General features: G+C 50.4%; 10 protein-coding genes. 8 read left to right on the top strand and 2 right to left on the bottom strand.

The genetic code is table 11. From position 1 onward, the window contains the following. Nucleotides 1-7: 7 nt before the first annotated feature. The 8 genes from FIV45_RS09315 to FIV45_RS09350 all read left to right on the top strand — a co-directional run bounded on the left by FIV45_RS09315 (nucleotide 8) and on the right by FIV45_RS09350 (nucleotide 8043). The gene (locus tag FIV45_RS09315) at nucleotides 8-907 is read left to right on the top strand and encodes a diacylglycerol/lipid kinase family protein (protein WP_133118609.1); all 900 of its coding nucleotides are present in this window, start codon (nucleotides 8-10) and stop codon (nucleotides 905-907) included. Between the two features lie 86 nt (nucleotides 908-993). After that, nucleotides 994-1977 (top strand): calcium/sodium antiporter, encoded by a 984-nt coding sequence (locus FIV45_RS09320; protein WP_099474863.1) that lies wholly within the window; start codon nucleotides 994-996, stop codon nucleotides 1975-1977. 116 nt (nucleotides 1978-2093) lie between these two features. Then, entirely contained in the window at nucleotides 2094-2504 is a 411-nt protein-coding gene (gene folB / locus FIV45_RS09325) for a dihydroneopterin aldolase (RefSeq protein WP_099474864.1), read from the top strand. Nucleotides 2505-3002: 498 nt separating this feature from the next. Continuing rightward, complete coding sequence (gene uvrC / locus FIV45_RS09330; RefSeq protein ID WP_099474865.1) at nucleotides 3003-4847, top strand: excinuclease ABC subunit UvrC; 1845 nt, start codon at nucleotides 3003-3005, stop codon at nucleotides 4845-4847. A gap of 95 nt (nucleotides 4848-4942) precedes the next feature. After that, nucleotides 4943-5494, top strand: a complete 552-nt coding sequence (pgsA, locus tag FIV45_RS09335) for a CDP-diacylglycerol--glycerol-3-phosphate 3-phosphatidyltransferase (RefSeq protein ID WP_181040174.1) — start codon at nucleotides 4943-4945, stop codon at nucleotides 5492-5494. 4 nt (nucleotides 5495-5498) lie between these two features. After that, nucleotides 5499-5750: a molybdopterin converting factor subunit 1 gene (gene moaD, locus FIV45_RS09340; RefSeq protein ID WP_099474866.1), complete on the top strand. Its 252-nt coding sequence runs from the start codon at nucleotides 5499-5501 to the stop codon at nucleotides 5748-5750. A 2-nt stretch (nucleotides 5751-5752) separates the two neighbouring features. Then, nucleotides 5753-6205 (top strand): molybdopterin synthase catalytic subunit MoaE, encoded by a 453-nt coding sequence (moaE, locus tag FIV45_RS09345; RefSeq protein WP_099474867.1) that lies wholly within the window; start codon nucleotides 5753-5755, stop codon nucleotides 6203-6205. 164 nt (nucleotides 6206-6369) lie between these two features. Next, nucleotides 6370-8043 (top strand): dipeptidyl-peptidase 3 family protein, encoded by a 1674-nt coding sequence (locus FIV45_RS09350; RefSeq protein ID WP_099475013.1) that lies wholly within the window; start codon nucleotides 6370-6372, stop codon nucleotides 8041-8043. Between the two features lie 82 nt (nucleotides 8044-8125). On the opposite strand, the gene prfB is transcribed toward FIV45_RS09350, so the two are convergent. Both prfB and FIV45_RS09360 read right to left on the bottom strand, forming a co-directional pair. Beyond that, a protein-coding gene (gene prfB / locus FIV45_RS09355) for a peptide chain release factor 2 (RefSeq protein ID WP_099474868.1) occupies nucleotides 8126-9254 on the bottom strand; the annotation gives its coding sequence in 2 pieces (ribosomal slippage) (nucleotides 8126-9184 and nucleotides 9186-9254; 1128 coding nt in all). A 23-nt stretch (nucleotides 9255-9277) separates the two neighbouring features. Continuing rightward, nucleotides 9278-11818, bottom strand: coding sequence for a penicillin-binding protein 1A (locus FIV45_RS09360; RefSeq protein WP_099474869.1), 2541 nt, complete (start codon nucleotides 11816-11818; stop codon nucleotides 9278-9280). Between the last annotated feature and the right edge of the window lie 7 nt (nucleotides 11819-11825).

Here is an 11825-nt window from a genome sequence, read left to right on the forward strand (position 1 = left end):
AAATGCCGTGAACAGCGCAATGCGCATCGTCATCATCTATAACCCCCAGGCGGGTCAGAAAAAGACCCGCCTATTGGATCAGGTAAAAAATGCACTGGAAACAGCCGGCCACGTAATAGATATTATAACCACGACAGCGCCGGGTCACGCCACTGCACTTGCCCGACACTATAAAGAAGGCGCATATGATGTCATATGTGCCGCCGGTGGAGATGGCACCATACGCGAAGTCCTTGCCGGCCTGTACCCCTCTCCCATTCCTTTTGGCATTATACCACTGGGCACTGCAAATGTACTGGCCAAAGAAATATTACCGAATGAAAAACCGGCCACCATCGCCCGGCCCATCCTGCAGAATCATTATAAGCGTAGCCATCTTGGAATTGTTCAGAGAAAGGATGGCGCCGACGATGCTTACTTTGGCCTGATGGCCAGCGTCGGACCAGATGCAGAAAGCGTTCATAACGTCAATCTGCGCCTCAAAAACCATCTCGGCAAAGCCGCTTATGCAGTGTCATTCCTCAAACAAGTCCTGTGTCGCTCCCCTGTGACCTATCGCCTTACGATAGAGGGAGTGACCTATAAGGTCGGCGCAGCGATCCTGTCCAAGGGAAAATATTATGGCGGTCGTTTTCTCTGCGCCCCCCAAGCAGACCTGTCACACCCCGAATTTCAAGTGGTCATGATGCCCGAAATCGGTCGTCGCGCCGCCCTTGTTTATGCCTGGAAAATGTTGCGTAATCAAATTCCGTCCACCCCCTCGGTCACGACAGTTACCGCAACCGCAGTATATATAGAATCCGACCGTCCCGCGTGTCTCCAGATTGACGGCGACCCCGGCGGCCCCCTTCCCGCCAGCTTCTGCTTAAGTGAGGACAGCCTGACTTTGTTACACGGCATGTCATGAAATTACACCAGAAAATAACCTTGCAAATAAGCCTTAAAGATCTACATTGTCCTCCCGTAGTGCAATATCAAACGACAGGATAAAAAGTGGAATATTTTTCAGTCATAGGAGGCCTTATCCTCTTGGTGATAGCGGGAGATAAGCTGGTTGACGGCGCCGTCGCTATCGCGGAGCGCCTGCATGTCAGTAAACTTGTGATTGGAATCACCGTGGTTTCCTTTGGTACATCCGCCCCGGAGCTCGTTGTTGGTGTCGATGCCGCTCTGTCCGGTGCAGCCGATCTGGCCCTTGGTAATGTCGTCGGCAGTAACATTGCCAATGTTCTTATGGTCCTTGGGGTACCGGCACTGCTCTATCCTTTCGTCTGTGATGACGATGAAATACGGCATAATCTGATTTTCATGCTCCTGGCGACAGTCTTGCTGATTGGCTTGAGCTTTTTTGCCCCGCTGCACATTTGGCAAGGTCTCCTCATGGTCAGTTTGCTGGCCGCCTTTTTGCTGTATGCTGTACGCCGGGCCAAAAGCAACGCCGCCATTATGAGGAAAGAAACTCAATTCGCCGCCCATGCATTACAGGACCTGGAACAAACCCCGATCAAGAAAGCACCTTTGTTTTATTCCATTTTCACCATTATTCTTGGTCTGGCGGGGTTAATTTTTGGCGCCCATATTCTGGTGAACGGCGCAATCACTATTGCCCGGACAGTCGGTGTGTCAGAAGCGGTCATCGGCCTGACGATCGTCGCCATTGGTACATCTCTGCCTGAACTTGTCACTTCGATTTCGGCAGCCCGCAACAAACATGGCGATGTCGCCATGGGAAATATTATTGGCAGCAACCTGTTTAATATACTCGCCATCATGGGGATTACGTCCCTGGTCGCCCCGATTAATATTCCAGACGAGTTCATGCAGGTTGATTTCTGGATATTCCTTGCCTCTTCCCTGCTTCTCGTGCCCTATGCCATGGGAAAATGGAAAATAAACCGTATGACGGGCGTATTATTTATAGGGCTTTATGTCGGTTATTTGCTTTATCTGGCATCACAAACAAACCTTGTCAGCTAAGAAATCCGTAAAAGGTAATTGCGCATTTGAGCCATTCATACTAACTAAGGGATGCGCAGCCAGAAAAGTGGCCGTTGTTCTTAAGCATTGATTGACCGGTGATCGGATAAAAACACATGACAGTAAGTAACCTGGCCCCACTTCCCCGCTACGCGGATGCTGCTCGTGCGACCCGGCACGTTTTTATTCGTGACCTTATGCTGGACAGCTATATCGGTATCTATGATCATGAAAAACAATCCCCCCAAAAAATACGCGTCAATATCGACTTGTCCGTCATAGAGGGCCCCACAGGTTTACAGGATAATATTGACAATGTGGTTTGCTATGAAAAGATCGCCAAGGATATTGAAGCGATTGTCGCCGCAGGACATGTCCATCTCGTGGAAACCCTGGCCGAAAATATTGCTTCGATGAGTTTACAAGATGATCGTATTTCTTGTGTTCGGGTGCGCGTTGAAAAACTCGAAGCCATTAAAAACACCACCAGTGTAGGGATTGAAATCGAGCGTTCACGGGCCCAATAAACATTAATATATTCTTATATTATGTATTATGTATTATGTATCAGCTTTTGTAATACATTGTTATATCAGTATTAAAGCGCAATACCGCCTATACTTGTGCACAGCAGCAAAACATTAATAAATGCAATCTTTTCGTTCCGAAACATTCCTCGGTTTTTTCTTTCCAAATGCCTGTTGACTTTATTTTTGTCTATATAAATCAATAACTTGTAAATTTTGCACAAAAATTAGGCAATAAGGTCTAACCCCAATGTTCCTGCCCTCATCACTGTGTAACACCAATGTTATACACGGACTTATCCACAGCTTTCGTGGATAGTTTTTTTTGCGCCAGAAGCGAAAAAGATTAGTCTTTGATTCTGAAGGATATTTACCATTTGTTTACTATACCGTTACGGCAGCGTGACATATGCAAAGATAAATAGTTTGCGTCGCGGTGGTGATGTTCGCTATTTATACAAGAAGCAGTTTCACAACCCATTACCTGATATTACATCTATGAACGACGGCGTTGAAATCATCAAAACATATGTCAAGAACCTCCCGGGGAAACCGGGAGTTTACAGGATGATGGATGACGCTGGTAATGTCCTGTATGTCGGCAAGGCAAAGAGCCTGAAAAACCGGGTTGCCAATTACACCAATCTCAGCGGCCTGTCATACCGTATCGCCCGTATGGTTCACCTGACCCGCAGTATGGAATTCATTACAACACATACGGAAGTAGAAGCTCTGCTTCTTGAAGCCAACATGATCAAACGGCTGAAACCGCCGTATAATATCCTGCTGCGCGACGACAAAAGCTTTCCCTATATTATGATCGATACGTCCCATCCGGCGCCACAGGTCAAGAAACATCGCGGCGCGAAGACAAAGGAAGGTCTTTATTATGGCCCCTTTGCCTCGGCTCAGGCGGTAAACCACAGCCTGCACATTTTACAACGGGCATTCCTGTTGCGCACCTGCTCTGACAGTGTCTATAAAAGCCGCACGCGGCCTTGTATGCTGTATCAGATCAAACGGTGCGCCGGGCCTTGTGTTGACAAGATATCACTCCCTGAATATGGCAATCTGGTCCACTCCGCCGACGATTTCCTCAGCGGACGCAGTCAGGCCATCAAAGATGACCTCACTCACAAAATGGAACAGGCCAGCGCCGAACAGTCCTATGAACTGGCGGCGTTGCTTCGGGACCGCCTGAAAGCTCTGGCCGCGGTACAATCCCGACAGGATGGCAATCAGGGGCATGTGGACGAAGCGGATATAATCGCCGGCGTTCAACAGGGCGGACAGACCTGTATTCAAGTATTTTTCTTCCGCGCCGGACAGAACTGGGGCAACAAGGCCTATTTCCCCCGCCATCATAAAGACCAAAGCATTTCTGATGTGCTGCCGGCTTTCATATCGCAGTTTTATGACAACAAACCCCCGCCCCGGCTTATCCTGATCAACAGCCACATATCACAGCGCTCCCTGTTGGAAGAAGCCCTGAGCCTCAAAGCCGAGCGCAAAGTTAAAATATCTTTTCCCCAGCGTGGCGATAAACTGAGCCTGCTCCATATGGTGGAAAAGAACGCCAAGGAGGCTCTGCAACGACGGTTGGCGGAGACATCCTCTCAGAAGAAGCTTCTCGCTGGCGTTGCAGAATTGTTTGACCTTGATGGCATTCCCAACCGGATTGAAATCTACGATAACAGTCATATATCCGGCACCAATGCCCTCGGCGCCATGGTGGTTGCGGGTCCGGAAGGTTTTGACAAGAACAGCTACCGCAAATTCAATATCAAATCTACGGACCTTACGCCCGGAGATGATTTCGCCATGATGCGCGAAGTCATGACCCGGCGCTTTAAACGCCAGCTTAAAGAAGACCCGGATCGCAACAGCCCCACATGGCCGGACCTGCTGCTCATTGACGGCGGTAAAGGGCAGCTCTCCGCCGTGCAGGAAATCATGGCAGAACTGGGCCTGGAAGGTATTCCTCTCGTCGCAATCGCCAAGGGGCCGGACCGCAATGCCGGGCGCGAAGATTTTTATCTGCCGGGCAAGGCCCCGTTCAAACTTCCCCCAACGGACCCAACCTTGTATTTCCTGCAAAGATTACGGGATGAGTCCCACCGTTTTGTCATTGGCAGTCATCGTCAGCAACGGGGCAAAAATATGCAAAAATCCATTCTTGACGGCCTGCCTGGCATTGGCCCCAGCCGTAAGAAAGCCCTGTTGCTGCATTTCGGTTCCGCCAAGGCCGTCGAAGGAGCTGCCCTGGAGGATTTGCAAAAAGTAACCGGCATCAGCCGGTCCCTGGCCCAAACCATTTACAACTATTTCCATGAAGATGCGTAAATACCCCGGCTGGTCTGACTTCTCTATTGTTCGAGCCGCCCTGATCCCGTATAAGTGTTTTCAGGTTTTCTTTGCCAAACATATATTGGGTACTCATGTATAATTTCGCCAACCTGCTGACCTTTTCCCGTATCCTGATGATCCCTTTGATCGTCGGTTCTTTTTATCTGGACGGCACTAAATCCAACTGGATCGGCTTTGCCATTTTCACCATTGCCGGCGTCACCGATTTTTTTGATGGATATCTGGCGCGAAAATATGAAATGTCGTCCGCACTGGGTAAATTTATGGACCCGATCGCTGACAAGCTGCTGATCGCGGCAGCTCTTCTGATGATGGTTGCCTTCAAGCGGATCGAAGACCTTGCCGTGATTGCCGCTGTGATCATCCTGTGTCGCGAATTCGCCGTCTCAGGCCTGCGGGAATTCCTCGCCGATCTGAAGGTCAGCGTTCCTGTATCCTATCTTGCCAAATGGAAAACCACCCTGCAAATGCTGGCGCTCGGCTTCCTGCTGGTCGGCGAAGCCTCTCCAGACATTATTCCTTCTGTTATGATTGGCAATATTTGTCTATGGGTGGCGGCCTTGATAACACTTTACACCGGATATGATTACCTCAGAACCGGCTTGCGGCATATGATGGAGTAAGAACATGGAAATTCTTTATTTCGCGCGTCTTCGGGAAACCATCGGACACAGTTGTGAAACCCGTGACCTGCCCGCGGATATCATCAGCGTCGCTGACCTGATCGACCACCTGACGACACAGGGTCCCCAGTATGTTGCTGCGTTTGAGAATATGGACGTTATCCGCGTCGCCGTTGATCAGGCTTATGTCGGGCTGGACCATTCCCTTGAAGGATGCCGGGAAGTCGCCTTCTTTCCGCCCATGACCGGAGGATAACCATGAAAGTCCTCGTGCAATCAGATGATTTTGATATTGCAGCAGAAATCAATGAGTTGACGCAAGGCCGCACCGATGTCGGGGCCGTTGTCAGCTTTACCGGACTGGTGCGTGATTTTCATGGTGACCAGAAAATCAACCAAATGACCCTGGAACATTTCCCCGGCATGGCGGAGAAACAACTTAAGACAATTTGCGTCCAGGCCGGGAAACGATGGCCATTGCAGGGCGGCACGGTCATTCACCGCTATGGCCCGCTGTATCCCGGCGACCAGATTGTATTGGTGGTCATTCTTTCCGCTCATCGGGAAGCCGCGTTTGAGGCTGCCGAATTTATCATGGACTGGCTCAAAACAGACGCCCCTTTCTGGAAAAAAGAACAGACTTCGACAGGCGCGAGATGGGTAAATGCCAAAGAAAGCGACACGGAAAAGTCTGAAAAATGGCTTAAATAGCCTAAATAGTGCCAAATGTAATAAACCACCAGTCTTTTCTGGCTGGTTGCCTTGGCCTTTATCCGAAAAAATACCTCCGTACAACCATGACTTTTCCCTTTGAACTACAGCTGTTTTTCTGCAACACTCTGATTTCAAAAATAATCAAAAAATCGGGATCAAAAATGACATTAAAACTCAAAACTCTTCTCACCGCTGTATCAGCAACCGCCCTGATGGCGCTCTCCGGCTGCGGCGACAGCGGCACAGACAAGCCCGTGGCAACCTCGGAGAACCCTTGGATATCAGAAGCCGCCGAAAAACGCGCAGATATTTACACCGACTTTACCCTGACCAGTGACCTGAGCCATTTAAGTGACAATCAACGCCAAATGGTCAGCCTGCTCATAGACGCGGCAAAAATCATGGATGAGCTGTTCTGGCAACAAACTTACGGCGATAAGGAAGCCCTGCTCAATAGTATTTCTGATCCAAAAGCCAAGGCCTTTGTTTTGAAAAATTACGGCCCATGGGACCGCCTTGATGGCGACAAGCCGTTTTTAAAAGGGGTTGGTGAAAAGCCACTTGGAGCCAATTTCTACCCTGCCGACATCACCAAAGAGGAATTCGAAGCCTTCGATCACCCAGATAAAGTTGGACTCTATAGTGTACTGCGCCGAGATGAGGCGGGCAAACTCACTGTTGTTCCTTATCACGTGATTTATAAAGCCCAGCTCACCAAAGCCGCAGACATCTTGCGCCAGGCCGCCACCCTCGCTGATAATCCAGAATTCAAGAATTATCTGATGCTGCGCGCCGACGCCATTGAGACGGACAATTATCAACCCAGCGACTTTGCCTGGATGGATATGAAGACCAACCCGGTCGAACTGGTGATCGGCGCCATTGAAACCTACGAAGACATGCTCTATGGCTATCGCGCCGCATATGAAACTTACATCCTGATCAAGGACCCGGTATGGAGCGAGAAACTGGCGAAATTCACCGCCGTTTTGCCGGAATTGCAGAAAGGTCTACCGGTATCAGACGCATACAAGGCGGAAACGCCGGGGACCGACTCCGACCTCAATGCCTATGATGCGGTTTATTACAGCGGCCTTACCAATGCCGGGTCGAAAACCATCGCCATCAATTTGCCCAATGATGAAGAAGTTCAACTCAAGAAAGGCACCCGGCGACTGCAACTCAAAAACGCCATGCGGGCAAAATTTGACAAAATCCTGCTGCCAATTTCAGAACAGCTGATCGCGCCGGAACAGCGCAAACACGTAACCTTTAACGCTTTCTTCTCCAACACCATGTTTCATGAGGTTTCTCACGGACTGGGCATCAAACAGACCCTGACCGGAAAAGGACCGGTACGTCTGGCCCTGAAGGACGCGGCCTCCTCTTATGAAGAAGGCAAGGCTGATCTGCTCGGTCTTTATATGATCAAAAAACTGTATGAAAAAGGCGAGATTACGGAAGGAGTGATGATGGATTATTACGTCACCTTTGTCGCCAGCATCTTCCGCTCCAGCCGCTTCGGCGCCTCTTCTGCCCACGGCAAGGCCAATATGATCCGGTTTAACTATTTCCTCGAGAAAGGTGCCTTTGCCAAAAATGCAGACGGTTACTATGTTGTTGATCAGGAAAAATTCGTCGAGGCAATGAACAGCCTTGGCAATATCCTGCTGACCATTCAAGGCGACGGCGATTATGACCGGGCTATGGAACTTCTCCACACCAAAGGCATCATGAGCCCGACTCTGAAAGCCGACCTGGGTCGCCTGAAAGCCGCCGATATTCCAGTGGACGTGAATTTCATTCAGGGTAAAGAAGTCCTGGGCCTGAAATAAGGTAAACCAAAAAAGATACACTCCAGCCAATAAAAAAGGGAGCCTGTAGGCTCCCTTTTCTCACATTCAATAGAGGCCTGGCCTAGTCAATATCATCGACCTCATCGGAACTGCCATGCACCCGGGCGGCAAGCGCCGCATTAAGAAACTCATCCAGATCGCCATCCAGAACCTTGTCTGGCTGACCGGATTCAACGCCGGTGCGCAAGTCCTTGACCATCTGATAAGGCTGCAATACGTAAGAACGAATCTGGTGACCCCAGCCAATATCCGACTTGCTGCTATGGGTCGCGTTGGCCTCATCTTCCCGCCGTTGCAACTCAGCCTCATAAAGCCGCGCTTTCAGCATGTTCATCGCGGTTGCGCGGTTTTTATGCTGAGACCGATCATTCTGACACTGTACAACGATGTTGGTCGGGACGTGAGTGATCCGCACCGCACTGTCGGTGGTGTTGACATGTTGCCCCCCGGCCCCCGATGCGCGATAAGTATCAATACGCAGGTCACTCTCGTTGACTTCCACCTCGAAGTTATCGTCGATCACAGGGTAGACCCAGACACTGGCGAAGCTGGTGTGGCGACGGGCGGCGGAATCATAAGGTGAAATCCGCACCAATCTGTGAACACCACTTTCCGTTTTTAACCAGCCATAGGCATTGTCGCCTTTGATCTGAATGGTCGCCGATTTAATCCCGGCTTCTTCGCCGTTATGCTGCTCCATCAGTTCAACTTTACAGCCATGCGCGCCCGCCCAGCGCGTATACATACGCAGCAGGATATTGGCCCAGTCCTGACTTTCCGTGCCGCCAGCGCCGGAATGTATCTCAAGATAGGTGTCATTCGGGTCCGCTTCCCCGGACAACAGGGTCTGGAATTCCATTTCTCCGGCCCGTGCCGTCAGGGCTTCAATGGCGGCTTCTGCTTCGGCAACCACCTCGTCGTCACCTTCCATCTCACCCATCTCGATCAGCTCAAGATTATCCTTAAGCTCCTGATTAACCGACTTGCACAGATTAATCGACTGTTCCAGCCGGTTCTTTTCCTGCATCAGTTTCTGGGCGTTGGTGGGGTTGGACCAAAGATCGGGGTCTTCGGAAAGGGCGGTCAGTTCGTCTAGTCTATCAAGGGCGATATCCCAGTCAAAGATGCCTCCTCAGCAGTTCGAGCGACTGCTTGATTTTATCGACAAATGTCTGCGTTTCAGCTTTCATAAAATACGTCCAAATATATCAGATTAATAAATGCCACCGGTACCGGTGCGAAGTTTGGTCTTTGTTTGCACCAGAGAATTAATCCCGTCAAGAACTTCACCATTTTTTGTCGGGAAAGTTCCTTGACGGAAGGCTTCGAGAATGGTGTTTTTCTCGCCAACGGCCGCCAGTTGTCCGGTTTTCGGATTGACCCGCACCAGGCGGACCCCTTCAGGAATCCGGAAGGGAATAACTGGCGCGCCTTTTGTTGCATATTTCATAAAGTCCCGGAAAATTGGTACTGCAACTGACGAGCCTTCCTCATATTTTCCCAAAGAACGTGGCTTGTCGAAGCCGACAAACACCCCCACCACCAGATCCGGTGAAAAGCCGATAAACCAAGTATCGAAGCTGTCATCCGACGTCCCGGTTTTTCCCGCCAAAGGTTTCTTCAGGGCGCGAATGCGTATCCCTGTGCCGCGTTGTACAACGCCTTCCATCATGGACACCATCTGATATGCCGTTACCGGGTCCATGACTTCCTTGCGCGGATCAGGAATTTGGGGTTCGCTCTGATCGTTCCAGGCTTCAACCTGACAGGACGGACAGTCGCGCCTGTCATTTCGGAAGATGGTTTTGCCATAGCGGTCCTGAATACGATCAACGAAAGTTGGTGTGATTTCCTTGCCACCATTCACCACCATACCGTAGGCCGTGGTCATTTTTAGCAGAGTAGATTCCCCCGCCCCCAATGACATGGACAAAAGTTTAGGCATATCATCCATGATATTCATGCGTTCCGCCATCTCGACAATGCTGTCCATCTTAAGATATTGCGCCAGGCGTACGGTCATCAGGTTACGGGATTTTTCAATACCCAGCCGCAGCGTACTGGCGCCGTAAAACTTATTGCTTGAATTCTGCGGTTTCCATTTCCCCATACCATAGCCTTGTTCAATAACGAAAGGCGCATCAAGGATCAGGCTTGACGGGGTAAACCCCTGTTCCAGGGCCGCCGCATACACAAACGGCTTAAAGGCCGATCCCGGTTGACGTTCGGCCTGGGTTGCCCGGTTATATTCGCTGCGTTGGTAATCAAACCCTCCAACCATGGCAAGGACCCGACCTGTATGTGGGTCCATGGCGACCAAGGAACCGTTGATTTCCGGTATTTGCCGCAATCCAAAATGACGTGCAGGCGCCTGTAGATCAAGATCAATGGTTTCAAGACCATCCACGCCAGAGGTTTCATCCGCCGCAGTGGCTTCGGGTTTTGCCGGATCATCAGCACGCTCTATTTCCTCAACCACCACCACATCACCGACATTAAGGACGTCACTGACTTTTTCAACCTTGGGACCAAGGTATTCTTTCGGTAACCAGGGCCGTGCCCAGGTCATTTCGTCGAGCGGGATTACAGCCCCCGCCCCTTCCGACAACATAATCGTCGCCTGATCATCGGCAACATCCGTAACCAGCGCCAGTTGCCAGCTTTTGATGCCCAGAGGAATATCCTGGTCTATGATGGCCTGCAATTTTTCGCGTTTACTCTCTTCAGACATCATATTCGCCAAGGGAATTTGACTTACAGGACCACGCCAGCCATGACGTCGATCATACACGATCAGGCCCTTCTTCAATTCCCGCTCGGCAATCACCTGATAGTCCGGTTGCAATGACGTCCGGACAAAAAGCCCTCCTTCGTAAAGCTCTTCATCACCAAACATACGTTTCAGGTCCCGACGCACTTCTTCGGTGAAATATTCCGCCTTGAAGGTGCGGGTACGATCCCGGCTGGCCGTCACCAAAGGCTTGTTCTGGGCTGTGACCATTTCCTGTTCGGTAATATAGCCTTCTTCAGCCATGCGCTTCAGCACCCAGTTCCTACGCCCAACAGCCTTGTCGTATTTGCGGATCGGGTGGTAATTATTCGGGGCCTTCGGCACAGCTGCCAGATAGGCCATTTCTTCCAGTTCCAGCTCATCAATCGGTTTGTTGAAATAACTCAAGGCCGCCGCCGCAACACCGTAAGAGCCGTAGCCGAGGTAATTCTCATTAAGATATAATTCGAGGATCTGGTCTTTGGTGAATGCCTTTTCAATCCGGTAGGCCAGGATGGCCTCCTTGATTTTACGCTCATAGGTCTGAATGCCCGTCAGCAGGAAATTTTTCGCCACCTGCTGGGTGATGGTCGAGGCCCCGACCTTCCGTCGCCCGGTAAAAACATTCTTGATATTAACGAATACAGCCCGCATCAGCCCCATATAGGAAATGCCGCCGTGTTCGTAAAAATTCTTGTCTTCCGCCGATAAATAGGCCTGAATCAATTTCGGGGGCACGGCAGAAATGGGAATGAACAATCTTTTCTGCTTGGCATATTCCGACAACAGGCTGCCGTCCCCGGCGTAAATCCGACTAACGATCGGGGGCTCATAATTTTCCAGCTGTGAATAATCCGGCAGATCCTTGCCATAATGATTCAATACATAGACAATACCGACGCCGAGCGTGACAGCGCCAATCAGCAGCAATGCGATCCCGCCACCCAACAGGTTTACCCATAATTTGCGTCGTTTCATTACCATAATTCGA

Origin of the sequence: Paremcibacter congregatus (genome assembly GCF_006385135.1) — a bacterium.
Taxonomy (GTDB): Bacteria; Pseudomonadota; Alphaproteobacteria; order Sphingomonadales; family Emcibacteraceae; genus Paremcibacter; species Paremcibacter congregatus.